Source organism: Streptomyces sp. NPDC048484 (assembly GCF_040651415.1).
Classification (GTDB): Bacteria; Actinomycetota; Actinomycetes; order Streptomycetales; family Streptomycetaceae; genus Streptomyces.
The window spans coordinates 74,831-99,653 of sequence record NZ_JBEZJY010000026.1 but is presented as its reverse complement, the minus strand read 5'-3'; the positions used below and the strand labels follow the sequence as shown (position 1 = coordinate 99,653).

24 protein-coding genes and 1 pseudogene are annotated in these 24,823 nt (G+C 69.8%); 8 read left to right on the top strand and 17 right to left on the bottom strand.

All coding sequences use genetic code 11. The features are described 5' to 3' along the window. Nucleotides 1–180: 180 nt before the first annotated feature. Complete coding sequence (locus AB0D14_RS25920) at nucleotides 181–1,191, top strand: ATP-binding cassette domain-containing protein (RefSeq protein WP_362783257.1); 1,011 nt, start codon at nucleotides 181–183, stop codon at nucleotides 1,189–1,191. Continuing rightward, entirely contained in the window at nucleotides 1,188–2,045 is an 858-nt protein-coding gene (locus AB0D14_RS25915; protein ID WP_362783254.1) for an ABC transporter permease, read from the top strand. Before AB0D14_RS25920 ends, AB0D14_RS25915 begins: the two co-directional genes overlap by 4 nt. 150 nt (nucleotides 2,046–2,195) lie before the next feature. Here AB0D14_RS25915 and greA read toward each other — a convergent pair whose 3' ends face one another. Then, nucleotides 2,196–2,696: a transcription elongation factor GreA gene (greA, locus tag AB0D14_RS25910; protein WP_362783251.1), complete on the bottom strand. Its 501-nt coding sequence runs from the start codon at nucleotides 2,694–2,696 to the stop codon at nucleotides 2,196–2,198. 282 nt (nucleotides 2,697–2,978) lie between these two features. Then, nucleotides 2,979–3,371 (bottom strand): DUF4307 domain-containing protein, encoded by a 393-nt coding sequence (locus AB0D14_RS25905; RefSeq protein ID WP_362783248.1) that lies wholly within the window; start codon nucleotides 3,369–3,371, stop codon nucleotides 2,979–2,981. Nucleotides 3,372–3,580: 209 nt separating this feature from the next. Between AB0D14_RS25905 and mca the strand changes: the two genes are divergently transcribed. Both mca and AB0D14_RS25895 read left to right on the top strand, forming a co-directional pair. Continuing rightward, on the top strand, nucleotides 3,581–4,441 hold the full coding sequence (mca, locus tag AB0D14_RS25900) for a mycothiol conjugate amidase Mca (RefSeq protein ID WP_362783399.1): 861 nt from the start codon (nucleotides 3,581–3,583) through the stop codon (nucleotides 4,439–4,441). Beyond that, complete coding sequence (locus tag AB0D14_RS25895; RefSeq protein ID WP_362783245.1) at nucleotides 4,434–4,718, top strand: hypothetical protein; 285 nt, start codon at nucleotides 4,434–4,436, stop codon at nucleotides 4,716–4,718. Before mca ends, AB0D14_RS25895 begins: the two co-directional genes overlap by 8 nt. Before the next feature lie 74 nt (nucleotides 4,719–4,792). On the opposite strand, the gene AB0D14_RS25890 is transcribed toward AB0D14_RS25895, so the two are convergent. From AB0D14_RS25890 to AB0D14_RS25875, 4 genes are all read right to left on the bottom strand, one after another. Further along, nucleotides 4,793–8,002, bottom strand: coding sequence for a tetratricopeptide repeat protein (locus AB0D14_RS25890; RefSeq protein ID WP_362783242.1), 3,210 nt, complete (start codon nucleotides 8,000–8,002; stop codon nucleotides 4,793–4,795). A 486-nt stretch (nucleotides 8,003–8,488) separates the two neighbouring features. Further along, a complete protein-coding gene (locus AB0D14_RS25885; protein ID WP_362783239.1) occupies nucleotides 8,489–9,349 on the bottom strand; it encodes an endo alpha-1,4 polygalactosaminidase in 861 nt (286 codons plus the stop codon). A gap of 70 nt (nucleotides 9,350–9,419) precedes the next feature. Next, entirely contained in the window at nucleotides 9,420–10,955 is a 1,536-nt protein-coding gene (locus AB0D14_RS25880) for a HAMP domain-containing sensor histidine kinase (RefSeq protein WP_362783236.1), read from the bottom strand. Beyond that, a complete protein-coding gene (locus AB0D14_RS25875) occupies nucleotides 10,952–11,626 on the bottom strand; it encodes a response regulator transcription factor (protein ID WP_362783233.1) in 675 nt (224 codons plus the stop codon). The genes AB0D14_RS25880 and AB0D14_RS25875 overlap by 4 nt, the downstream gene beginning before the upstream one ends. A gap of 681 nt (nucleotides 11,627–12,307) precedes the next feature. Between AB0D14_RS25875 and AB0D14_RS25870 the strand changes: the two genes are divergently transcribed. Further along, nucleotides 12,308–13,144, top strand: a complete 837-nt coding sequence (locus tag AB0D14_RS25870) for an alpha/beta hydrolase (RefSeq protein WP_362783230.1) — start codon at nucleotides 12,308–12,310, stop codon at nucleotides 13,142–13,144. Then, entirely contained in the window at nucleotides 13,137–13,760 is a 624-nt protein-coding gene (locus AB0D14_RS25865) for a WHG domain-containing protein (protein WP_362783227.1), read from the top strand. The genes AB0D14_RS25870 and AB0D14_RS25865 overlap by 8 nt, the downstream gene beginning before the upstream one ends. An 88-nt stretch (nucleotides 13,761–13,848) precedes the next feature. Here the strand turns inward: AB0D14_RS25865 and AB0D14_RS25860 are convergent. The 8 genes and pseudogenes from AB0D14_RS25860 to AB0D14_RS25825 all read right to left on the bottom strand — a co-directional run. Further along, a pseudogene (locus AB0D14_RS25860) lies at nucleotides 13,849–14,091 on the bottom strand (IS5/IS1182 family transposase); the annotation flags it as partial. A gap of 169 nt (nucleotides 14,092–14,260) precedes the next feature. Beyond that, nucleotides 14,261–15,097, bottom strand: a complete 837-nt coding sequence (locus AB0D14_RS25855; protein ID WP_362783224.1) for a hypothetical protein — start codon at nucleotides 15,095–15,097, stop codon at nucleotides 14,261–14,263. Nucleotides 15,098–15,212: 115 nt separating this feature from the next. Beyond that, entirely contained in the window at nucleotides 15,213–15,731 is a 519-nt protein-coding gene (locus tag AB0D14_RS25850) for an SDR family NAD(P)-dependent oxidoreductase (RefSeq protein ID WP_362783221.1), read from the bottom strand. 76 nt (nucleotides 15,732–15,807) lie between these two features. Continuing rightward, nucleotides 15,808–16,917 (bottom strand): NADH:flavin oxidoreductase/NADH oxidase, encoded by a 1,110-nt coding sequence (locus AB0D14_RS25845; RefSeq protein WP_362783218.1) that lies wholly within the window; start codon nucleotides 16,915–16,917, stop codon nucleotides 15,808–15,810. Between the two features lie 82 nt (nucleotides 16,918–16,999). Continuing rightward, nucleotides 17,000–17,386, bottom strand: coding sequence for an NAD(P)H-binding protein (locus tag AB0D14_RS25840; protein ID WP_362783215.1), 387 nt, complete (start codon nucleotides 17,384–17,386; stop codon nucleotides 17,000–17,002). A 2-nt stretch (nucleotides 17,387–17,388) separates the two neighbouring features. Further along, nucleotides 17,389–17,790, bottom strand: a complete 402-nt coding sequence (locus AB0D14_RS25835) for a RidA family protein (protein ID WP_362783212.1) — start codon at nucleotides 17,788–17,790, stop codon at nucleotides 17,389–17,391. A 48-nt stretch (nucleotides 17,791–17,838) separates the two neighbouring features. After that, the gene (locus tag AB0D14_RS25830) at nucleotides 17,839–18,492 is read right to left on the bottom strand and encodes an NAD(P)H-binding protein (protein WP_362783209.1); all 654 of its coding nucleotides are present in this window, start codon (nucleotides 18,490–18,492) and stop codon (nucleotides 17,839–17,841) included. A 49-nt stretch (nucleotides 18,493–18,541) separates the two neighbouring features. After that, nucleotides 18,542–18,973 carry a VOC family protein gene (locus AB0D14_RS25825; protein ID WP_362783206.1) on the bottom strand — a complete coding sequence of 144 codons (432 nt, stop codon included), beginning with the start codon at nucleotides 18,971–18,973 and terminating at the stop codon, nucleotides 18,542–18,544. A 127-nt stretch (nucleotides 18,974–19,100) separates the two neighbouring features. Here AB0D14_RS25825 and AB0D14_RS25820 point away from each other — a divergent pair, with 127 nt between their 5' ends. After that, entirely contained in the window at nucleotides 19,101–19,763 is a 663-nt protein-coding gene (locus AB0D14_RS25820; protein ID WP_362783203.1) for a GntR family transcriptional regulator, read from the top strand. 228 nt (nucleotides 19,764–19,991) lie between these two features. Here the strand turns inward: AB0D14_RS25820 and AB0D14_RS25815 are convergent, their stop codons facing one another. Then, entirely contained in the window at nucleotides 19,992–20,198 is a 207-nt protein-coding gene (locus AB0D14_RS25815; protein WP_362783200.1) for a hypothetical protein, read from the bottom strand. Nucleotides 20,199–20,384: 186 nt separating this feature from the next. On the opposite strand from AB0D14_RS25815, the gene AB0D14_RS25810 reads away from it, so the two are divergent. Beyond that, nucleotides 20,385–22,436, top strand: a complete 2,052-nt coding sequence (locus AB0D14_RS25810) for a thioredoxin domain-containing protein (protein WP_362783197.1) — start codon at nucleotides 20,385–20,387, stop codon at nucleotides 22,434–22,436. 85 nt (nucleotides 22,437–22,521) lie between these two features. Here AB0D14_RS25810 and AB0D14_RS25805 read toward each other — a convergent pair whose 3' ends face one another. Both AB0D14_RS25805 and AB0D14_RS25800 read right to left on the bottom strand, forming a co-directional pair. After that, entirely contained in the window at nucleotides 22,522–23,151 is a 630-nt protein-coding gene (locus AB0D14_RS25805) for a TetR family transcriptional regulator (RefSeq protein ID WP_362783194.1), read from the bottom strand. A gap of 5 nt (nucleotides 23,152–23,156) precedes the next feature. Continuing rightward, on the bottom strand, nucleotides 23,157–24,746 hold the full coding sequence (locus AB0D14_RS25800) for an MFS transporter (protein WP_362783191.1): 1,590 nt from the start codon (nucleotides 24,744–24,746) through the stop codon (nucleotides 23,157–23,159). Between the last annotated feature and the right edge of the window lie 77 nt (nucleotides 24,747–24,823).

Sequence of the window (24,823 nt, the reverse complement as noted above, 5' to 3'; positions counted from 1 at the left end):
GTGGGAAAGAAAGCGCAAAAAACTGCTTGAGCAGACGCGATACATCGCGTTATGGTGTGTCTCTCCTTACAGGCCGCCCGGGGCGGTGAGATATTCACTCGCCGGGCAGCGCAAAGCAGGCGAAAATAGTCGCCTCACCCATCACTTTCCGCTGGATCCCCAACCACTTGGGAGACTTACATGCCAGGCGCCATCTACGCCGAAGGCCTGGTGAAGACCTTCGGCGACGTAAGGGCTCTGGACGGCGTCGATCTCGATGTCCCGGAGGGCACGGTCCTCGGCCTCCTCGGGCCGAACGGCGCGGGCAAGACCACAGCGGTCCGCTGCCTCACCACCCTGCTCCGGCCCGACAGCGGCAGGGCGGTCGTCGCGGGCATCGACGTACTGAAGAACCCGAACGACGTACGGCGCTCGATCGGCCTGTCCGGCCAGTTCGCCGCGGTCGACGAGTACCTGACGGGCCGCGAGAACCTCCAGATGGTCGGCCAGCTCTACCAGATGAGGGCGAAGCAGGCGAAGGTCCGCGCGGTCGAGCTGCTGGAGCAGTTCAACCTCACCGAGGCCGCCGACCGGACGACGAAGACGTACTCCGGAGGTATGCGCCGCCGGCTCGACCTCGCGGCGGCGCTCGTCGTCTCGCCGCCGGTCATGTTCATGGACGAGCCGACGACCGGCCTCGACCCGCGCAACCGCCAACAGCTGTGGGAGGTCATCAAGCAGCTGGTCTCGGGCGGTACGACGCTGCTGCTCACCACCCAGTACCTCGAAGAGGCCGACCACCTCGCGCACGACATCTGCGTCGTCGACCACGGCAAGGTCATCGCCCGCGGCACCTCCGACCAGCTCAAGGCCCGTACCGGCGGCGAGCGCGTGGAGGTCGTGGTCCACGACCGCGAGCACATCGCGACCGCCACGGAGGTCCTGCGGGGCTTCGGCAAGGGTGAGACCACGGTCGAGGATCACACCCGCCGGCTCACCGTGCCCGTCACGGGCGGCGCGAAGCTCCTCGCGGAGGTCATCCGCGAGCTGGACGCCCGCGGCATCGAGATCGACGACATCGGCCTGCGCCGACCCACCCTCGACGACGTGTTCCTGTCCCTGACGGGCCACCTCGCCGAGCAGAAGGACGAGGGGAACGGCGAGGCCGCCGACGCCAAGACACCCAAGCGCAAGAAGGAGGCCGCCGAGTGAGCACCGTCAGCGATGCCGTGCGGACCGCGGTTCCGGGAGGCTCCCTCGGCCGGTCCGTCCGGGACTCCCTGGTCGTCGCCAAGCGGAACCTGATCCGCATGACCCGGATTCCGGAGATGATTCTGTTCGGGATCATCCAGCCGGTGATGTTCGTGGTGATGTTCACCTACGTCTTCGGTGGCTCGATGAAGATCGGGAACAGCACCGACGCGGGCGTCTACAAGGACTTCCTGATGGCGGGCATCTTCGCGCAGACTGTCACGTTCGCCACGGCGGGAGCGGCAGCCGGGATCGCGGACGACATGCAGAAGGGGCTCATCGACCGCTTTCGCTCCCTGCCGATGGCCCGGGGCGCGGTGCTGACCGGCCGCACCGTCGCCGATCTCGTGCAGACGGCCATCACGCTGCTCGTCCTCGCGGTCGTCGCGCTGATCGTGGGCTGGCGCACCGGCTCCATGGAGCCGACCAACGCCGGAAGGATCCTGGCCGGCTTCGGTCTGCTGCTCCTCCTGGGCTACGCCTTCACCTGGATCGGAGCGCTGATCGGCCTGTCCGTGCGTACTCCCGAGGCGGCGACCTCTGGAGGGATCATCTGGCTGTTCCCGGTGACGTTCGTGTCGAACGCCTTCGTGGACTCCAGCCAGATGACCCCCTGGCTGCGGCACATCGCCGAGTGGAACCCCTTCAGTGCCACGGTGCAGGCCTGCCGCGAACTGTTCGGCAACCCGGGCGTCGTGCAGTCCGACGCCTGGCCCATGGAACATCCTGTCTGGGCCTCGGTGATCTGGTCCGTGCTGATCGTCGTCCTCTTCCGCACTCTGGCTGTGCGCAAGTACCGCCAGGCGGACGGCTGATCAGGCTTCTTCGCCCTTCGCCGCCCCTGTGGTCGGTGTGACGCCATGGCGAAGCCCCCGGCGCGCAGACATCCGCAGGCACCGGGGGCTTCGCCAGGACGACGCGCCGGACAGGACGACGCGCCGGACAGGGCGACGCGTCGGACAGGGTTACGCGTTGGCGTACGGCTTGGCTTCGAGGACCTTCACCGAGGCGAGCTTGCCGTTCGGCAGCTCGTACTGGGCGTCCTCGCCGATCTTCTTGCCGTTCACGCCGGAGCCCAGCGGGGACTGCGGCGAGTACGTCTCGATGTCGGAGCTCGCGTACTCGCGCGAGGCGAGCAGGAACGTGAGCGTGTCGTCCTCGTCGCCGTCGAAGGCGATGGTCACGACCATGCCGGGCGCCACCGCGCCATCGGCCGCCGGAGCCTCGCCCACCTTGGCGTTCTCCAGGAGCTGGGTCAGCTGGCGCACCCGGAGTTCCTGCTTGCCCTGTTCCTCCTTGGCCGCGTGGTACCCGCCGTTCTCGCGCAGGTCGCCCTCCTCGCGCGCGGCCGCGATCTTGGCTGCGATCTCCGTGCGCGCAGGACCAGACAGGTGATCCAGCTCGGCCCTGAGCTGGTTGTACGCCTCCTGGGTCAGCCAGGTGACGTTCTCGCTGGTCTGGGTCACAGGTGCTCCTCGTAGGTACTGGGAATACAAAGCATCGCCCTACCCAGAAGAATGTTCCTTCTCGGGTGGGCGAAACCACGAGCCTAACAATTCACGGGCCGCAAGGGGAGGACATAAGCTGTCAGAACTACGTCGACGCAGGTCAGTGCCCAGTTGTCGGGAGTGACATCCGTCAGTGTCGGATGTGCTCGCGTGTAGACGGCGCGTGTAGACGCGGAGGCGCCGTCGAACGGGGCTCGGTCTCGGGATCAGTCCCGGTCGCGGTGTGCGCCCGCACCGCGATCAGTCCGCGTGACAGCCGAGAAGTTCCGCGGTCGTGCCGGGTGCCGTCGTGCGGAGCGTGAGGACCTTGTCGACGCGGTTCGCGTCCTGGTCGAAGCGGAAGTCCGCCCGCCCCACCTCGGCGCCGTTCTCGGCCTGGGAGCGGATCGTGCAGTAGCCCGTCACGCCCGAGTCCTTGCGGACCTCCAGGTGCACTTCCATGGCGGATTCCGACTCGTCGAAACTGATGACCTCGGCGCTGATCTTGTTGCCGGCCACGTAGTGGAAGGCGAAATAGCCGATCAGTGCGAGCAGTGCCACCCCGAGCACGGAACCGATGATCTTGAGCTTGTGGTCGGCGCCCTCGTCCGCGGAGCGACCGTACCGGCCGTCGGGCAGCTGCACCGTGCTCATGATCGTCCTTTCCGGCTTTCCGGGCGGGAGCGCGGAGCCGGGGCCCGGAATTTTTTGCCCGTCTGTTCGGTCACTATAGAAGCTCCCACCCGTCACCCGACCGCCGCCCCTCATCGACGTCCCTACGGGACGACCCCTATGGATTGCGCCGTCACACACGGGGGCGCCGACTTACTGAGGATTGAGTCTTGACTGACCAGCTGCGACTGATGGCCGTTCACGCCCACCCCGACGACGAGTCGTCGAAGGGCGCGGCCACTATGGCGAAGTACGTGTCCGAGGGGGTGGACGTGCTGGTCGTGACCTGCACGGGCGGGGAGCGCGGTTCCATCCTCAACCCCAGACTGCAGGGCGACAAGTACGTCGAGGAGAACATCCACGACGTGCGCAAGAAGGAGATGGACGAGGCCCGCGAGATCCTCGGCGTCAAGCAGGAGTGGCTCGGTTTCGTCGACTCGGGCCTGCCCGAGGGCGACCCGCTGCCGCCGCTGCCCGAAGGGTGCTTCGCCCTGGAGGACGTCGACAAGGCCTCCGGTGAGCTGGTCCGGAAGATCCGCTCCTTCCGTCCGCAGGTGATCACCACCTACGACGAGAACGGCGGATATCCGCACCCGGACCACATCATGACCCACAAGATCTCGATGGTGGCGTTCGAGGGTGCGGCCGACACCGAGAAGTACCCGGAGTCGGAGTTCGGCCCCGCCTTCCAGCCGCGGAAGCTCTACTACAACCAGGGCTTCAACCGCCCGCGCACCGAGGCGCTGCACCATGCCCTGCTGGACCGGGGGATGGAGTCGCCGTACGGGGACTGGCTCAAGCGGTGGGACGAGTTCCAGCGCGCCGAGCGCACGCTGACGACACACGTTCCGTGTGCGGACTTCTACGAGATCCGCGACAAGGCGCTCATCGCGCACGCCACGCAGATCGACCCCGAGGGCGGCTGGTTCCGCGTCCCGATGGAGCTTCAGAAGGAGGTCTGGCCGACGGAGGAGTACGAGCTGGCGAAGTCCCTCGTCGATACGTCCCTCCCCGAGGACGACCTCTTCGCGGGCATCCGCGACAATGCCTGATATGAGCGCAAGCCTGGCACTGACGCACCTCGTCCCTCTCGCCAAGGAGGTCGACGAGAACAAGGTCACCCCCGGTGTCCTCGGCTTCATCGTCTTCGCGGTGATGGCCGTGGCGGTATGGGGTCTGATGAAGTCCATGAACCGGCAGCTGGGGAGGGTCGACTTCAAGGAGGACGCCGACCCGAAGACGGCGGCCCCCGAGAAGGCGACGGCCGGTTCGACCGGTTCCGGGACCGGGCCCGGAACCGGAGGGAAGGCTTCGCCCGCGAAGGGCTGAACACCGGAAGCGACCGGGGTTAGGGGCGGGGTGGCGGCCCGATCCGGTGATACCCAGGAGGTATCACCGGTGTCTCACGTCCGATGGGCCGAGACCGCCACACCCATGACCTCCCGGGCATGGCGGTTCGGGACCATTCCCAGGCGCCAGGCCTGCCAGCCGGACTCCAGGTCGGCTCCCCGTTCCAGGAGCAGCTGGTACGCCTCGATGTAGTCGTCCAGTTTCCCGTCGCGGACCGGATGGCCGGTGCGGGACAGCTGGGCCAGCTCTTCCTGGGCGACGGCCGTGCCCACCTCGATGCCGCCGGGGGAGGCGTACGGCAGGAGCGTGCAGCGCAGAAAGCGGGCCCAGTCCTCGCCGCGGCGGTCGCCGTAGGAGGCGAAGAGCGTGGCCGCCTCGTCGCACAGGGCCAGCGCCGGCTGCGTACGGGCGTTGCCCGCGTCCACCACCGCCAGTTCCAGGCAGGTCCAGGCCTCTCCGTGGGCGACGCCGATCCGCTGGAAGTCGGCCCGTGCGTCCACCAGGAGCTGGCGGGCGAAGCCCGAGTTCCGGAGCGAGCCGGTCTGTGCGGCCCGCTGGTCGCGTGTCACCCGCGCCGAGTGATGGCGGGCGCACGCCAGACCGTAGACGTCGCGGATCCGCGAGAACATCGTCCGGGACCGCTCCAGCTCACGGACCGCCAGGTCGAGGTTGCCCGTCTCCTCCAGTGACTGGCCCAGGTAGTACACCGTCCAGGCCTCACCCCGGGAGTCCTCGTTCTCGCGGTGGCGGGAAGCCGCCTGGCGCAGGCCGTCCACGGCGGGGGACGGGTCGCCGTCGACCAGCCGGGCCCGGGCCAGCTGGGTCAGCGCCCAGGCCTCGCCGCGGGCGTCGCGCGTGCGCCCGTACAGGTCGAGGGCCTCGCGGAGTTCGGACTCGGCGCGCGGTACGTCGCCCATGCGCAGGCCCAGCTGGCCGAGCTGGAAGTGCGCCCACGCCTCGCCGTGCACGGACTCGCCCTCGCGGTGCAGCACCAGGGCCTGGGTGAGCAGGTCCAGGGACTCGCGCAGCCTCGCCCGGTCCCGCTCCACGGCGGCCAGGGCGTGCATCGTCCAGGCGCGGTCCGCCGCGAGGTCGGGGGATGCCTGGAGGTCCAGGGCCTCCTGGAACTTCACCGCCGCCTCGGTGAGATTGCCCTGGTGGTGCAAAGTGATCCCGAGCGAGCACAACGCCAGTGCCGCGCCCGCCTCGTGGTGGGCCTCGAAGTAGAGGTCGACCACCGACGTCAGCGTCGTACGGGCCTTGTCGAGTTCGCCGAGCTGACGGGCCGCGATGCCGGTACGCCACTGGACCGAACGCACGAGCAGTCCCTGGTCGACGGCCTGTGCCAGCTCGCTGATCTCGCCCAGCCGGTAGAGGTCGCCGCGCAGCAGGCAGTAGTCGCACAGGGCGCCCAGAAGGTTGAGCACCGCCGCCTGGTTCACGCCCTCCGCGTGCCGCAGCGCCGCCGTGATGAAGCTCGACTCGTCGTCCAGCCAGCGCAGGGCGGCGTCCAGCGAGGTGAACCCGTGCGGTCCGAACTGATCCGCGCGGGTCGACGTCTTGCCGTCGACCAGGCGGATCACCGAGTCCGCGAGCTCCCCGTAGTTCACGATGAGACGTTCCTGCGCGGCCGTGCGCTCGGCCGGTTCCTCCTCGTCGAGCAGACGGGCCTGGGCGAAGGCGCGTACGACGTCGTGCAGGCGGTAGCGACTGCCGCGGACGTGGTCGATCAGGCCCGCGCGGGAGAGGGCCTCCAGGTGACGGGTCGCCTCCGGCTCGTCGGCGGCGAGCAGGGCGGCCGCCGCGGCGGTACCCAGCGAGGCGCGGCCCGCCAGGGCGAGGCGCCGGAGCAGCCGCCTCGCCGTGTCCGACTGGTCCGTGTAGCGCAGCCACAGTGCCCGTTCGACCGGCTCTACGGGGCCGTACGCCGCCAGGTCGGTGGCGAGCCGGCGGGGCGTGCGCGGGCCGAGGGACGAACCCGCGATGCGCAGCGCCAGCGGGAGCCCGCCGCACAGCTCCCGTACCTCGTCGGTGGCTTCGGCGTCGTACGGGGCCAGGTCCGAGTCGTCCTGGGCGGCGGCCTTCAGGAGTTCCTCGGCGCCCGGCGCGGCCAGGGGCTCCACCGCGAGCTGGTGCACCCAGGCGGGGAGGGCGGCGGGCAGGTCCAGGGGTTTGCGGGCGGTGACGACGACGAGGCTGTCGGAGCGTTCCGGTACGAGGGTGCGGACCTGCTCCACGTCGTTCGCGTCGTCCAGCACGATCGTCACGGGCAGACCGGTCAGATGCTTGTGGTACAGCTCGGCGAGGCGCCGGACCTGCTGGTCCTGCGAGGAGCGCTCACGGAACAGCAGCTGCTCGCGGGGCGCGCCCAGCCGGTTCAGCAGATGGAGCAGCGCGTCGCGGGTGGTCAGCGGGGGTTCCTCCGGGCTGTCGCCCCGCAGGTCCACCACGCACGCGCCGCGGAACTGGTCCTTCAGTTCGTGCGCGGCGCGGACGGCGAGCGTGCTGCGGCCGGAGCCCGGCGCGCCGTGCAGGACGACCACCGTCGGCCGGGTCTCCGTACTCGCGCGGGCCGCGTGCACCCACTGCGTGATCCGCTGCAGTTCCTGACGGCGGCCGGCGAACGGCCCGACCGGCTCGGGGAGTTGACCGAAGGACTGCTCCAGGACATTCCGCCGGCGGGCCGCCGCGCTCTTGTCCGTACGCCGCAGCTGGGGCGCGCCCTTCTTCGCTCCGGTGGCGGCGTTGAACACCCGCTGCTGGTCGAAGAACGGCCGGACCCCGCGGACCTCCACGGCGGTCAGCCAGGTCAGGCGCAGCTGCTCCGGGCCGCCGGGCTGGCCGAGGGCGCCCGCGCGGCGGCTCGCGGCCGGCAGATGGGACGCCGTCACCTTCGCCACCGTGGCCGCCGCGCCGGCGACGCCGACGACCGCGCCGGCGCCCACCGCCGCGCCCGCGCCGGTGCCGAGCGCCAGATCCGCCACCACGGCCGCGAGCGCGGCAACGGCCGCCACCAGCAGGGGAGTTCCGGCGCCCTCGCGGGCGTAGCGCTGCCCGAAGGTCAGCCGGCCCGCCTCCGCCTCGTCCAGTGCCTTCGTGTAGGCCTCGTACTCCTCGGCGGCCGTCTGTGCCATGGTGTCCAGCGCGGCCCGTGCCCGCGACAGCAGTACGCTCCCGTCGGCCCGGCCGCCCGAACGCCGGACTTCCTCCTCCACGGCCCGGACCAACAGCCGTTCGGCCTCCGCCCGATGGCTGTCACGCATTTCGCGTCCCCCTCCGCCGACAACGGCTTTCCTGGTCAAGTGTCCTGCGGATGAGCGGGGAAGGCGAGAGAGTCACTGGTGTGCCCCTGTGGCATGTGCACGCCCATCCCGGCGGTCCGAACCCCTTACCTACCCGCTGCGGAACCCGATGATCCGCCGCGCGGCCCGATCGGCGTCCCGGTGATCCGCACCGGCTCCCGGGTACTGCGGCAGGACGGACCCCATGCCGAACCGACGAAGCGCGGCGGCGTGATGTGGCGGAGCCAGGTGGCCCGTGTTCGGCGCCGACAGGGGGCTTGGGACGCGGCACAGGCTCTTACGCAGAACGCGACACAGACTCTTACGCAGAAAGTGCCCTCCGCCTGCACCGACAGAACCACTCGGCGTGGTTCGTCGGACCAGGTCAGGAAGGCACTATCGGGCCGGGCCGGCGGGCTTGGTGCTGCCTGCGCGGTGTCTGCCCTGCGGTTGGCCGGTCTGCCCGCTTCAGCAGGTCTTGAAGGCGTAGCCGCTGGAGCCGCGGGGGGAGACGTCGACGTCACGCTGGACGATGCCGAGCTTGCTGCCGAAATCCGTGCAGGCCCGCTGGAAGCCGTTGTCCTCGTACTCGATCACGAAGACACGGTTCGCGTACGCCTTGGCGTAGTCGCCGCACTCGTTGTACCGGCCGCACTCCTCGGCGACGGCGAAGTCGAAGCCGATCTTCGTGCTGTCCGACACCATGTCGGCGGTGTTCTTCTGCCCGATGGCGAGCCCCTTGGCATGCGCCCGGTCTGCCAGGAGCTTGGCGAAGGCCGCGTTGTGCGCTTTGGTCAGGCGACCGCCCGACCGCTCGTAGGAGTCGAGGTTGTCCGGTTCCACGGCCTGGAAGCCACTCGTGGCGCAGCCGTCCACCCACGCGCCGACCACGTTGGTGAGGCGGGTGCGCTTGTCCGCCGTGGACGTGTCCAGAAGCGCCTCGTCCCAGTCCTCGTCGATGACCGGATCGCCGTTCTTGTCACGCAGAATCAGGTCGGGGTGCTTGTCCTGCCACCAGTCCAGCGCGTCGGGCTGTGTCTGGAACGCGTTGACGTAACACACGTTGTAGAGGCCCGTCGCGGGCTTGGCGGACCGGTCGCGCGACACGGCGGTCACGCCCTTGGCCGGGGTGTACGCCCCGCCGATCTGGTAGTCGAACGTGGCGTTGGCCGTGGGGAGCACCACCTTCGGCGCGGCCTTCACGGCCGGGGTGGCCGCGAAGACGTTGGACAGCGTCAGGCCGGCACCGAGGGCGGCGGCGACGCCGACGGCACCGGCGACGACGGTGCTCCTGCGGCGGAGGAAGGGGACAGCGGAGTGCTTCGACACACGGACTCCTGTGCAAGGTGTGCAAGATCTGTACGGGCACGCGCATCCTGGACCGGGAACCGTGAGGAATTCATGAGGCGGGGTCCTGACCCTGACCCTGACCCGGACCCGGACCCGGACCCGGACCCGGACCCGGACCCGGACCCGGACCCGGACCCGGACCAGGATCCGGGGAGCGCCGCGGTGCCCGGCGATGTCCCGCCGGCCGCTGTGTCGGCCCCAGGGCGAGCACGAAGGCCGATCCGCCGCCCGGCCGCCGCTGTACCGTGACGTCCCCGCCGTGCGCCGCCGCGACCTCCCGGACCAGCGACAGCCCGATGCCCGTACCGCCGCCGGGGGAACGGAACCGGACCAGCAGACCGGGCAGGCCGTCCGGATCCACCCCGATGCCCCGGTCGGCCACTGTCACCGCCGCGCCCCGGACGCTGATGTCCACCTCGGCCCGGTCCTGCGGGTCGCCGGGAGTCCGTCCGTGCCGCAGCGCGTTGGCGATCAGGTTGCGCACCGCGATCCGCACCAGTTCCGGATCGGCGGTCACCACCGACGGTTCGAGGTACGGAGTGACCGTGTGCCGGGAGGGCGGCAGCTCCTCGCAGATCTGTTCGACGAGCTGGTCCAGGCGTAGCGGGACGGGACGGAAGGTGTTCGCTGCCTGGAGCCGGCCGCGGGTGAGGATGTTGTCGACGACGTCCGTCATACGGTCCGTGGCTCGCCGCAGGCGCGGCAGGTGCGCGTGCAGCCCGTCCGGGTCGGCGTCCGCGATGTCCACGGAACCGCGCATCACCGCCACCGGTGTACGCAGTTCGTGTGCCGCGTCCGCGAGCAGCCGTTCCTGGGCGTCGAGCGCTTCCCAGGCCGGGCGCAGACTCCGCCCGGACAGCACGTGCCCGGTGCCGGCCGCGAGCAGCACCAGCAGCGCGGAACCGGACAGCACCGCCACCACCAGCCGATGGTGTTCGGCCCGCCCCTTCATGGCGTCACCGACCACGACCACGGCGCCCGAGATCTTCTGTGTCGAGTCGTGGTAGAAGGGCAGGGCCAGGAGGTACTGCGGGCGTCCCGCACTCGTACGGCTCTGCGTGCGCACGGTGTCGTCGCGGGCCATCGCCTTGCGCGCCACCCGGGCGATCGTGTCCGCCTCGGCAGTCGGCACAGAACCGCGCGAGGTGAACACGCGCCGCAGTTCGTCGCCGCGGGCCTGGAGCACGAGCACCTGGGAACGGCCGCTGGTCGCCTCGTCGTCGTACAGACCGTCGAGCTGGATCCCGGCGTCGGTGTAGTAGACCAGCGAGGCGGTCACCGCTGCCCGGCGGCGCATGTCCTCGTACTCCGCGGCCTGCCAGGACCGTCCGTCCGTGTAGATCACCAGCCAGGACAACGCCCCCACCCCAGCCAGGGTGATCAGCGCGTACGCCAGGGTCAGCCGCCGCTGGAGACGGCCCAGGCGCCTACGGGCCGGCGAAGGCCGAGTGTCGTGGGCCGTGCCGGCGCCCCGGGCGCCCCGGGCCTTCAGCAGCCGCCGCAGGAACGGACGCCGTGACGCGCGGCGCGCACGTTTCAGGGGCTGCTCGTCGTCCGGATCTTTCGTCGTGACGGCTTTCGTCATGACGGATTCGCGCCGTCGGTGAGCCGGAATCCGTGACCGCGCACGGTCTGGATCAGGGCGGGCGCGCCGAGCTTGCGCCGCAGGCCCGCGACGACCGTGTCGACGACGTTCGAGACGGGGTCGGCCATCTCGTCCCAGCAGTGGTCGATCAGGGCGGTGCGAGTGACCACCGCGTCCCGGTGCAGCAGGAGCTGGCGCAGGACCGCGTACTCCTTGGGCGTCAGGGACAGCAGGACACCGGCGCGCCGCACCTCGCGCCGTGCCTCGTCCAACTCGACGTCCGCATGGCGCAGATGTACGGGCAGCCGCTCGGGCGCCCGGCGGACGAGACTGCCGACGCGTAGTACCAGTTCCACCATGGCGAAGGGTTTCGCCAGGTAGTCGTCCGCGCCGGAACGGAAGCCGTCCACGCGGTCCGGGACCTCGTTCAGGGCCGTCAGACACAGAACCGGCGTGGTCCAGCCGCGACGACGGCGCTCCTGGAGCGCGTACAGGGTGTCCCCGGACGGCACCATCCGGTCGAGCACCACACAGCTGTAGGGCGCGAGGTCGAGCATGATGTCCGCGTCGGGCCAGTCGGACACGGCATCGACGGCGTAACCGGCGTTCCGCAGGCCTGCCGCGATCACATACCGAAGGTCCTCTTCGTCCTCGACCACGAGCACACGCATGATTCTGATCTGTCCTTGAGGCTCGGGTCAACGCGCGGGGGAGGCGGGCGCATGAGGTTGATCCCCTGGAGTGGACACCGGGTTCTGCGGCGAGCGACAGCGTAGTTGATGTGTTCGGCCGCCGAGGTGAGCCAAAAGGGGCTATGGGATGATCTTGCTCTGTGAGTGATGAGCGGAATTCCCGTGTGCGGTGGGCTGGGTGGCCCGTTTCAAGCGTCGGCGGGACCGGCCGACGGCCCGTCGGAGGCTGACCACCGCTGAGGCTGCCGAACGCGCTGGCGGCCCTCGGCAGTTCAGTGATCGGGCGAGTGCAGTCCCGTCAGAAGCAGACCCTGCGGCAGGTCCACGTTCGCGTACACCGCCTTGCGCCAGTGCGACGGAACCAGCTTCTCGTCGACCTCACGCGGCAGCAGCGGCTTCTCGCCCGAGACCTGCGCCGGGGGTAAGTGAAGGTCGGCCTCGCGGACAGGGTCGGGCGCCCACCCCGATATCCACCCTGCCCTGGACCAAGGGGGAGATGGGAGCCGTCCGCAACGAGCTGGGCGCGCCACGGCTTGGGCCGCCCTGAGGTGAACAGCGGTCTGTACACGAGCCTGAACAGGGCCTGGAAGGTGGCGTGTTGACAGGTAAGGCTAGTGCCGTTAGCTTTTAGTTAACGCAGTTAGCCACATGGAGGACATCGTGACCGAGCACCTGAACATCGCGGGCAACACCATCGCTTACGACGTGACCGGGGACGGCCCTCTTGTCGTCCTGGCGCACGGCATGGGCGACAGTCGCCACTCCTATCGCTTCGTCGTCCCGGCCCTGGTTGCGGCCGGTTACCGGGTCGCGAACGTTGACATACGCGGTTGCGGTGACTCCAGCCTCGGCTGGGACGGGTACAGCCGTACCGACATCGCCGGTGACCTGGTCGCGCTCGTGCGTCACCTGGGTGGCCCGGCCGTGATCATGGGGCAGTCGATCAGCGGCGGCGCGGCGACGATCGCGGCCGCTACCGCGCCTGACCTGATCGCCGGGGTTATCGAGCTGGCGCCGTTCACCCGCAAGCAGTCGGTCTCTCTGGGCGGGCTGCTGCGGGTGAAGCGCTACCGGGCCGGTTCCACCCAGCTGGGTATGACCATGGCCCTGGGAAGCCTGTCTGCCTGGAAGAAGTACCTCGACCTGGCTTACCCGGGCAAGCCGGCCGACTGGGCCGGCGAGCTGGGCCGGATCGAGGCCAAGATGAGCGAGTCCGGCCGGATGAAGGCACTGCAGGCCATGTGCAAGACCGCGCCGACCGACGCCGGTGCCCAGCTGGGCAACGTCCGCTGCCCGGTGCTGATCGTCCAGGGCAGCCTTGATCCCGACTGGGCCGATCCGCGGGCCGAGGGCGAGAAGATCGTCGCCGACCTGCCTGCCGGGCTCGGGGAACTGGTGGTCATCGAGGGTGCCGGTCACTACCCACACGCCCAGACCCCCGACGAGGTCCTCGCCCTGACCCTGCCGTTCCTGACCAAGACGCTGAGCAATGCCTAGGGCCGGGCTCGACCCGGCGTCGGTCACCGAGGCCGGGGCCGCGCTGGTCGACGAGATCGGATTCGACCGGCTCAGCATGGGCTTGCTGGCCGAACGGCTCGGGGTCAAGACGCCCTCGCTCTACAAGCACGTTTCCAGTCAGGCCGACCTCGCTCACAGGATCGCCGTCCTGGCCATGACCGAAGTCGCGGATGCCATCCGCGATGCCATCCAGGGGCGGACCGGCAGCGAGGCCCTCGCCGCCGGCGCACACGCCATGCGGACGTACGTGCTGCAACACCCCGGCCGGTATGCGGCAGGCAACGCTGCCCGCCCCACCGGGCCCGACGACCCGCTGACCCCGGCCGTCGGCCGGGTCCTTGCCTCCTGGGCGGCCATGCTGCACGGATACCGGCTGGACCCCGATCAGGAGATCCACGCGCTGCGGATGCTACGCAGCATCCTGCACGGATTCGCGACGCTGGAAGCAATCGGCAGTTTCCAGATCAACGCCGATGTCGATGACAGCTTCACCTGGATGATCGGCTTCATCGACCAGGGCCTGAAAGCAAAATGGCCCGACCTGATTCCCGCCGCTGACGGCCCGGGAACAAGTTCTCCTGCCATCGAAGTGTGAGAGATCCCTCGTCCTGTTCGTTCATTGACGTAGGAGCGGACGCGAGGTGGGTCATTTGGCCTGACTCACCTGGCGGCGTGTGGCAATCATGCTGCCGCATCTTGCCGGAGACGAACGCGCACCGTCCCGGTCTGCCCGCCTTCGGGCGCCGCACCCGCACCTCGGTGCCGTCCAGGCGCAGTTCAACACCCCACGTGGCGGCGTAGGCGAAGACATCGGCGAGCGTGTGCAGGCGTACTCCGGCCTCGCCGGGCACCGCGAAACCACGGACCGCCAGCAGTGGGCGGATCTCGTGGACGGCCCGGGTGACGGTGGAGCGGTCGACTCCGTAGAAGAGGGCCAGGCCGAGAGAGGCCAGTGCAGATACGGTGCGAGAGAGCCGTACGCCAGGGCAGACGTCACAATCTCCCCAGATCGTACGGCTCACTCTGCGTTCCAGCCCAGGCACTCCTATGACATCGAACCTTGAGCGAAGCACTCTTCAGGGCCCGTATGCCGCCTCAGCTGCGGGGCTGGGAGTCCAGGAACCGGTGGAGGGATGCCGTCATGCTCGCCACGAACGCGTCACGGGTCCGGTCGGAGACCAGGTCCAGGGACAGGTACGGGTTGAGGTCCTCCAGCTCTACGAGGAGTAGCTCGCCTTCCTGGGCGCGGCAGGCATCCACGCGCTGGATGCCGTGGTCGAGGGTGTTCCAGTCGATGAAGCGCCGGGCGAAGGCCAGGTCGGCGTCGGTGGGCTCGTAGGGCTCAAGGACCCAGCGCCGTTCGGGGTCGGGGGCGTGAAGGGCGTACTGGAAGGCGTCGTCGACGTAGTAGAAGGACACCTCGTAGCGGAAGTCGATGCGCGGCTGGACCAGGATGTCGCCGTAGGCCAGGTCGCTCAGTTGCTCTCGGGGCACGAAGGTCAGGCCGATGGAGTCCGCGCCCGCTTTCGGTTTGACCGCGTACTGGCCTGCCTCGGGCAGCAGGTGCAGGTCCTCGGGCCGGTCGATGGTGGGGATGACCGGGTATCCGGCGGCGGTCAGGTCCAGCAGGTACTGCTTGCCGGCCATGTCGCCGCGGCCGGACAGCGGGTTGTAGACCCGGATGCCACGGACCATGGCCTGCTCCCGGAAGGCGTCGTACTCCTTCTGGTAGTGCAGCACGGGCCCGCTGTTGCGGACCACGACCACGTCGAAGGCGTCCATCAGGGCGGCGGCATCCAGCGGGTGGCACAGGGCGATGTCGAAGCCGTCGCGCAGTCGGGAGGTCAGGAAGATGTCCTCGTCGCAGTAGCGTCGCCCCCGGGCCGGGTAGGCGAGGTCGGTCACGAACAGGACTCTGCGGCGCTCGGGCATCGTGCATCTCCTTAGACGGTCACCCAACCTACCTATCCCGCCGAACACGGCCTCGGGCAGCCGCGTGGTCGCGGGACAGCCCCGTGTCACCAGTTCTGGCTGGTCGGGGAGATGATCAGGTCGTTGACGTTGACGTCGGCTGGCTGGTCGAGGGCGTAGACGACGGCGTCGGCGACGGCCTGGGGGCTGATGGCGATGGCGTTGAGTTCCTGGGCGGCCTGGGGGACTTCTGGCGCAGCATCACCGGCAGGACGGCGTGGACGCCGTTGAGGTAGCCGCGGATGTTCACGTCGATCATGCGGTTCCAGTCCTGGAGCGTGAGGTCCTTCCAGTACGAGAAGAGCATCAGGCCCGCGTTGTTGACGAGGACGTCGATGCGCCCGTAGGTGTCGACGGTGAAGTCGGCCAGTGCCTGCATGTCCGCGGCGTCGGCGGCGTCGGCGACGTCGGTGAGGCGGGCGCCGGCCGTTCCGCCGGCCTTTTCGATGTCGGTGACCAGCTGGTCGAGGGCTTCCTGGCCGCGGGCGGCGGCGACGATTGTGGCGCCGCGGGCGGCGAGTGCCTTGGCGCTGACGGCGCCGATGCCGGAGGAGGCGCCGGTGATGACGACGACCTTGCCTTCAAGGTGGTTCATGGGGATCTCCCAGTGACAGGGGCAGCGCGTCGGCCCCTGGTGAGGGCTGGACGGCCGGTGCGGAGCTGGGCGGGGGTCAGTGCTTGCGGCGCTTGACGACGTAGGCGTACTGGTCGGGCCAGCGCGGCTCGGCGCCGAGTGCGAGGGCGGCGTGCTGCGGCCAGTAGGGGTCGCGCAGCAGTTCACGGCCGAGCAGGACGGCGTCCGCCTGCCCGGAGGTGATGATCTCTTCGGCCTGGTGGGGGTCGGTGATGATGCCTACGGCGGCGGTGGGGATGCCGGCCTCGTTGCGGGCCCGGGCGGCGAACGGCACCTGGTAGTTCGGCCCGGCGACGATCTTCGCGTCGCGGACCATGCCACCGGTCGAGACGTCGAGCAGGTCGACGCCGTGAGCGGTCAGTTCCTTGGCGAGGCGGACGGTGTCCTCACCGGTCCAGCCCTCGCGGGGGTCCTCGGGGTTCTCGGTCAGCCAGTCGGTCGCCGAGGTGCGGAAGAAGACCGGCAGCTCGGCGGGCCACACGGCGCGCACCGCGTCGACGACCTCCAGGGCGAAGCGGATGCGGTTCTCGAAGCTGCCGCCGTAGGCGTCGGTGCGGTGGTTGGAGACCGGGGAGAGGAAGGAGTTGATGAGGTAGCCGTGGGCGCCGTGCACCTCGGCGACCTGGAAGCCGGCGGCCAGGGCGCGCTTGGCGGAGGCGGCGAAGTCGGCTGCAAGCTGCTGGATCTCGGCGACGGTCAGCTCGTGCGGGACGGGCAGGCCGTCGTACGCGACCGTGCTGGGCGCCACCGTCTGCCAGCCGCCCTCGCTCTGGGGCACGTACCGGTCGGACAGCCAGGGCTTGTCCACCGACGCCTTGCGGCCGGCGTGGGCGAGCTGGATGGCCGGGACGGCGCCGTACGCCTTGATGGCCTGGGTGATCCTGGCGAACGCCTCCTGCTGACGGTCGTTCCACAGGCCCAGGTCCCAGGGGCTGATCCGTCCGTCGGGGCGGACCCCGGTGGCCTCGGCCATGACCAGGCCCGCGCCTCCGGCAGCGCGCGAGGCCAGGTGGGCGAGGTGGAAGTCGGTCGGCGCGCCGGTCTCCGGGCCCGTGGCGGCGGCGGAGTACATGCACATCGGCGACATCCACACCCGGTTGGGTATCTGGAGGGAGCGCAGCTTGAGGGGGGTGAACAGAGTACTCACGGTGTTTCTCTTTCAGGTGGGGCATCGCCGGCCGGGACAACGGCGTCGAGGGGGAGATGAGGGGAGACGCGGAGTGGGCGGGTCAGTGGGCGGCGTGGGCTGCCACGGCGTCCGCGATGGGAGTGCTGCCGCCGATGACCTCGACGGTCCGGCCGGTCAGCCGCGATTCGTCGAGCAGTGCCAGCAGGATCGCCGCGCCGCGGTCCACGCTGTCCTTACGGCCCACCGAACTCCCGGGGCCCGCTCCGGCGGCGAACACCACCGCGCCGGCACCCGTCAGATGCCGGGCGACCTCGTCACTGGTGGCCTTCTCCAGATCCACGAGCCGGGCCTGGGCCCCGGCCTTCTCCAGCGCCTCGGCCTGGGCCGGGTTGCGGATGAGGCCGGTGACCACATCGCCGCGCTCGGTCAGGAGCTGCTCCAGGAGGAGGGCGACCTTGCCGTGTCCTCCGGCGATGACGACCTTCATGATCAGGCCGGCAGACGGGTGTCGAGGACGAAGCTGACCTCGATGAGCTGTCCGGGGAAGAACAGCGTGGCGACGCCGATCGTGCTGCTGGTGGGGCGGTGGTCGCCGAAGTAGGCCAGGTTCGCCGCAGCCATCGCCATGTTGTACTTCGGCAGGTCCACGATGAACTGGGTCTCGGAGACGACCTGGTTACGGGTGGCGCCGTAGTGGGCGAGCACCTTCTCGAAGTTGGCGTAGGACTGCTTCAGCTGGGCGTCGAAGTCGCCGGGGTAGAGGAAGTTGCCCTGCTCGTCGTGGGAGAGCTGCCCGGAGACGTAGATGGTGTCGCCGACCTTGATGGCCTGGGCGAACCCGAACTCCTTCTCGCCGGAGACGTCGTGGCTGTAGGAATCGATGGCGGTCATGGTGCTTCTCCTTGCTGATGGTGCTGTGGTTGAGATGCGGGTGTGAGCTCAGGCGGCCGTGAGGCGGGTGACGGCGTCCGCGACAGGGGTGTCACCGGAGGTGAGCTCGACGATCACGCGGCTGAGGGCCGGAGCGTGCAGGGCGGCGTCGAGGAACGCGGCGACGTCGTCGCGGTGCACGTCGCCGTACTCGACGGCAGGACCGGCGGTGACGTGGCCGGTGCCGGGGGTGTCCAGGAGGGTTCCGGGACGGACGATCAGCCAGTTCAGGTCGGTGCGTGTCAGATAGACGTCGGCGGTTTTCTTGACCTTGATGTAGTGCTCGAAGCCCTCACTACGTGTCCCGTCGCGCAGCGCGTCGGGGAACACCGAGACGAGGACGAACCGCGACACCCCGGCCAGCGTGGCCGCGTCGGCGGCCTTTTGAAGACCGCGGCCGTCGATCAGGGTCGTCTTGTCCTGACCGGTGCCGTGTGCGCCGGCCGAGAAGACCACGGCGTCATGGCCGCGCATCTTCTTGGCCAGGTCGTCGACCGAGTCGGCGATGAGATCACCGATCACCGGAGTCCCGCCGGCCGCCTGTACGGTCTCGCCCTGAGCGGGCCGGCGGTGCATGCCGGTCACGAGGTCACCGCGTTGGGTGAGGAGTTGAGCGAGGCGGCAGCCGACTCCTCCGGCGGCGCCGATCTGGAACACCTTCATGAGCTCGTCCCGTCTTTCGCGTGCGGGGGTGGATGGTGCCGACCGCCGGTCAGACGGCGAACACCTGGGAGTCGTCGGCGAACGCCTTGAACTCCAGTGCGTTGCCGGCCGGGTCGAGGAGGAACATCGTCCACTGCTCGCCCGTCTGGCCCGCGAAACGCACGTACGGCTCGATGACGAACTCGGTGCCCGCCGCCCGCAGCCGCTCAGCAAGCTCCTGGAACGCCTCGACCGTCAGGACCAGACCGAAGTGCGGCACCGGGACGTCGTGGTCGTCGACCGGGTTGTGTATGCGCTGCGCGCGCCCCGGCGCGAGGTGCGTGACGAACTGGTGGCCGAGCAGATTCCAGTCCACCCACGTCTCCGCGCTGCGACCCTGCTCCAGCCCTAGGACGTCGCCGTAGAAGCGGCGCGCGGCGGCCAGGTCATCGACCGGAACGGCCAGGTGAAAGCGGGGGATCGGGGAGTCGAGAACGGTCATGACACTGCCTTCCTGCCGGGAGCGGAGTGGCCCGTGGGCGATCCTGCTCGACTTGTCCTAATGTTGACATTACGACAACGTTCGAATGTTAACATTAGGCCATTGGTGGAGGAGGTGCAATTCGGACATGAGTGATCAGGGCAAGGTGGCCCCGGCCCGCCGCCGGGGTCTGGCCGACGAGGTCGCTGACCGCATCCGCGAGGCCATCTTCAACGGGGCCTATGCCCCGGGCGAGCAGCTGCGCGAGGTAGAACTGTCCGGCGAGATGGACGTCAGCCGCGGCCCGGTGCGCGAGGCGCTACGGCTCCTTGAGCGCGAGGGACTGGTGCACTGCGCCTGGCACCGGGGCACGACGGTGACGACGCTGTCCGCCGAGGACGTAGCCGAACTCGACAGCCTGCGCGGCGCACTGGAGGACCTCGCCGTCCACCAGGTGATCGCCCACGCCTCGGACGAGGATCTCGCGTCCATCGCGAAGACGGCCGACATGATGGAGCGAGCCGGCGACGCACACGAAATGGTGCGCCTGGACATCGCCTTCCACGACGCGGTGTTCGCCGCCGCAGGACACCAGCGCCTCGCCGACGCCTGGGACGGCATACGGTGCCAGGTCCACCTGTTCCTGCTGACCCGGATCGGCCGCAGCACTGCCGGCTACCTCGACTGCATCCCGCGCGAGCACCACGGACTCGTCACCGCGCTGCGCGCCCGGGACACCAGCACCGCCCTCGACCTCTTCGCAGCACACCGCCGCCACGCCGTCGACGTAGTCGCCGTAACCACCGCCTGAGCTCGCCATCATGTCCGGTTCGGCGGGAGGCCGTGCGGAAAAGGGCCTGCCACGGCAGGCGCACCTCGCCGCGCGGCCGACCCAACGAGCTGGCTGGCCCGCTCACGCCGCCTCAACCGCGACCACGAACGCCGCCCCGACCACCACGCCCAGATGGTGTGGTGGGCCGCCGCGATCAGACTGTCCCGGCGCCTGGCCGGAGAAGCGTCCCGGCCGACTGCTCCGGGCTCAGGCATGAACCGTCAGTCCTTCTCCCGCACCAGCAAGCCCCACTTCTCCAGCCGCGTAGGCACGGTGCCGGATCTTCTCCACCTCGTTCTTGATCTCCGCTTCCCGGCCCACCGCCCGCGTCAGCTCCACCCCGTTCACCGGCCCCGAAGCGGCCACCACCGCGGCGAACACCTCCCGATAGACGTTCTGAACAAGCTGCGCCACCGCCGGGTATAGGCCCGTCTGCCGGGAGAGGGCGGAGGGCGCATCTGTTGAGACAGGCGTGGTGTCGGTGGGACAGGCGTGGTGCCGGCCAGGAGGAGAGGTGAGGGCCGAACACGTCTGGCTCCGCGACCTGCGCCGAGCTCGGGTGGCCACCCGTCACAGTCCGGGGCGTGCGACGATGCCGGTATGAATCGCCTGGCCAGCTCCCAGTCGCCGTACCTGCTGCAGCACGCCACCAACCCGGTCGACTGGTGGCCGTGGGGGGAAGAGGCGTTCGCGGAGGCGGCGCGGCGCAACGTACCCGTGCTGCTGTCGGTCGGCTACTCCGCGTGCCACTGGTGCCACGTAATGGCCCACGAGTCCTTCGAGGACCAGGAGACCGCCGACTACCTCAACGCGCACTTCGTCGGCGTCAAGGTCGACCGCGAAGAGCGGCCCGACGTCGACGCGGTCTACATGGAAGCCGTGCAGGCGGCCACCGGTCAGGGAGGCTGGCCCATGACCGTCTTCCTCACGCCCGACGCCGAGCCGTTCTACTTCGGCACCTACTTCCCGCCCGAGCCCCGGCACGGCAGCCCCTCCTTCCGGCAGGTCCTCGAAGGCGTGCGCAGCGCGTGGACCGACCGGCGGGACGAGGTCGCCGAGGTCGCCGGGAAGATCGTGCGCGACCTCGCCGACCGGGAGATCGGCTTCGGCGACGCGCAGGTGCCGGGCGAGGGCGAGCTGGCGCAGGCGCTGCTCGGCCTCACCCGCGAATACGACGCCGCACACGGCGGCTTCGGCGGGGCGCCCAAGTTCCCGCCGTCCATGGCTGTCGAGTTCCTGCTGCGGCATCACGCGCGCACCGGGGCCGAGGGCGCGCTGCAGATGGCCGCCGACACCTGTGAGCGGATGGCCCGTGGCGGTATCTACGACCAGCTCGGCGGCGGCTTCGCCCGCTACTCCGTCGACCGTGAGTGGATCGTGCCCCATTTTGAGAAGATGCTGTACGACAATGCGCTTTTGTGCCGGGTGTACGCGCATCTGTGGCGAGCCACCGGGTCGGACCTCGCCCGCCGGGTCGCCCTGGAAACCGCCGATTTCATGGTCCGTGAACTGCGGACGAACGAGGGCGGGTTCGCCTCCGCGCTCGACGCCGACAGCGACGACGGCGCCGGGAAGCACGTCGAGGGCGCCTACTACGTGTGGACGCCGCGGCAGCTGCGCGAGGTGCTCGGTGAGCAGGACGCCGCACTCGCCGCCGACTACTTCGGCGTGACCGAGCAGGGCACCTTCGAGGAGGGCGCCTCCGTCCTGCAACTGCCGCAGCACGAGGGCGTGTTCGACGCCGACCGGATCGAGTCCGTAAAGGCCCGGCTGAAGGAGGCGCGCGACGGCCGCCCAGCCCCCGGCCGCGACGACAAGATCGTCGCCGCCTGGAACGGGCTGGCGATCGCCGCGCTGGCCGAGGCCGGCGCGTACTTCGACCGGCCCGACCTGGTCGACGCGGCGCTCGGGGCGGCCGACCTTCTCGTACGCCTCCACCTGGACGAGCACGCGCGACTCGCCCGTACCAGCAAGGACGGCCGGGTCGGCGCACCCGCGGGCGTGCTGGAGGACTACGCGGATGTGGCGGAGGGGTTCCTCGCGCTGGCCTCGGTGACCGGTGAGGGTGTCTGGCTGGATTTCGCCGGTTTCCTGCTCGACCACGTCCTCGTTCAGTTCACCGACGAGAAGTCGGGCGCGCTGTACGACACCGCTGCCGACGCCGAGAAGCTCATCCGGCGCCCGCAGGATCCGACGGACAACGCCACGCCCTCGGGCTGGAGCGCGGCCGCCGGAGCCCTGCTGGGCTACGCGGCCCAGACCGGCTCGGAACCCCATCGGGTCACCGCGGAAAGGGCGTTGGGAGTGGTGAAGGCGCTCGGTCCGCGCGTCCCGCGTTTCATCGGCTGGGGCCTGGCCACCGCCGAGGCCCAGCTCGACGGGCCGCGTGAGGTGGCCGTCGTCGGACCGGCCGACGACCCGGCCACCAGGGAACTCCACCGCATCGCCCTGCTGGCCACCGCACCTGGCGCGGTCGTCGCCGTGGGCGCTCCGGACAGTGACGAACTCCCGCTGCTCGCGAACCGATCACTCGTCGACGGTGAACCGACCGCGTATGTCTGCCGTAACTTCACCTGTGACGCCCCGACGACCGATGCCGACCGACTCCGGACGGCACTGGGCGGCACTGGGGCGCTGAGTTCGCCTTCGTGAGAGGGAGTTGCCTTCGTGAGAGGGAGTTGCCCTCCGCCCCGTTCGAGGGGCGGAGGGCAACTCCCTCTGCTTCGACGAACCCGCGCTACTCGGTTCGCGGCACGAGCCCGTGCTCCAGGACGTTCAGGGCGCGGTCGACGAGGTCGGAGAAGTCGTCCTCGTGATGGTGTTCGGCCCAGTAGAGGGACACCTCCATCAGGCCGCCGATGAGGGACATCGCGAAGACGCGTACCTCGAAGCTGTCGGGGCCCCGGTTGGTGCGCTCGCCGATGACCTGGCAGAGCAGGCGGCTCGTGACCGACATGCTCTCCATCATCCGTGAGCGCACGGCGGGCACCTCGGCCATCAGCCTGGTCCGCACCCGGGTGACCTCGGGGTCGTCGGCCATCCCGGCGGCCACGGCCTTCGTCAGCACGTACCTCAGGGAGTCCATGGGCGGCTCGTCCGTCGGCCGTGCCCGCAGCTCCGACTCCAGCAGCGGGTCGTACTCGTCCGTGAGGACGATGTCCTCCTTGGTCGGGAAGTAGCGGAAGACCGTGGACGGCGACACCTCCGCGAGCTCGGCGATCTGCTCGATCGTCGTGGCGTCGTACCCCTGCTCCTCGATCAGCTGGTAGGTCGCGTCACGGATCGCCGTCCGTGTCTTGATCTTCTTCCGCTCGCGAAGTCCCAGCTGGGGGCGGTCGGCGGGGATGGAGGTACGTGCGGCCGTCATGGGGGTCATTGTCGGCCATCGGCCGGGGAGGGTGCCATGTCCGGGGCCGGCTTCTCCTCCTCCTCTTCCTCCTCGGGCCCCGTGACGTCCTGCGACCTGGTGTTCGGCAGGAACGCCCCCGCCAGCAGCGCCGTCACGAGCGAAGCGATCCCGCACACCAGCAGGACGAGGCTCATGCCGTGGACGTACGCCGTGTCCGCGGAGGTCACCAGATCGGCGGTGCCCGCCCGTTCGGCGACGAGGTGTGCCGCGACCACGGATTCCCGGGCCGTGTCCGCCGCCCGCTCGGGCAGCCCGGTCACGTCGAGCCGGTCCCGGAACGCCGCGGCCAGCAGACTGCCGAGCAGTGCGATACCGATCGCCCCGCCGACCTGGCGCAGCGTCATGAGGAGCCCGGAGCCGCTGCCCGCCCGGTCCGCGGGCAGGGTGCCCAGTGCCCCGTCCATCGCCGGGACGACGGCGAAGCCGAAGCCGAGGCCCGCGATCGACAACCACAGCGCCGTGAAGCCGTACCCGGACTCGACCGTCGTACGACTCCCGAGGAACGCTGCGAAGGCCAGCACCACCAGACCGGCGCTCACCACGCCACGCGACCCGAACCGCGCCACGACCGGCTGGGCCGTCCTCGCCGCGACCATCAGCCCGCCCATCATCGGCAGCATGCGTACGCCTGTGCCGAGGGCGTCGTTGCCGAGGACGGCCTGCAGATAGGGCGGCAGCACGAACATCAGGCCGGACAGGACGAACATCACGAGCGTCGCCGCGACCGTGTTGAGCACGAAGCCGCGGTGCGTGAGCAGGGACATGTCGAGCATGGGGCGGGCGGAGCGGCGTTCGCGCCGGACGAGCAGGGCGAGCAGAGCGACGGCTCCGGCGATCAGACCGAGCACGAGCGGGTCGCCCCAGCCGCGGGTCGGCGCCTCGATGATCGCGTAGATCAGGGCGCCGAGCCCCGCCGCGGTGAGCGCGGTGGAGACGGCGTCGACCTTCGGGGAGGCCGGGTCGCGGGTCTCGGGCAGCAGGAACAGGCAGGCGGCGATGCCGATGGCGGCCATCGGGACGTTGATCAGGAAGACCGAGCCCCACCAGAAGTGGTCGAGCAGCCAGCCTCCGATGATCGGGCCGAGCGGCATGCCGAGCGCGGACGCGGCCGAGATGACGCCGACCGCCTTGGTGCGCTCGGTGGGCGGGAAGAGCGAGGGCAGGACGGACAGGGCGAGCGGCATCACCAGCGCGCCGCCCAGGCCCATCACCGCACGGGCGACGACGACCCAGGTCACATCACCGGCCAGCGAACCGAGCAGTGAGCCTGCGAGGAAGATGCCGAGCCCGGCCATCAGCATCCGGCGCCGCCCGAACCGGTCGCCGAGCAGCCCGGCGGGAAGCATCAGCGCCGCGAAGACGACGACGTACGCATCCGCCATCCACTGCTGTTCACCGGTGCTCGCGCCCAACTGCCCGGCCATGGTCGGAAGCGCCACGTTGAGGATCGTCATGTCGAAGCCGAGGACGAGCATGCTCGCGACCAGGGCACCCAGGGCCCACCAGCGGCGGGGGTCGAGGGCTGGATCGGTTTGCTTGATGACAGTAGCCATGAAATGAGAGTAACTCCCAAAAAGTAGTAACTGTCAATTCATTACTCGCCGGGTTGGCTGGGGTTTGGCCGGGCTGT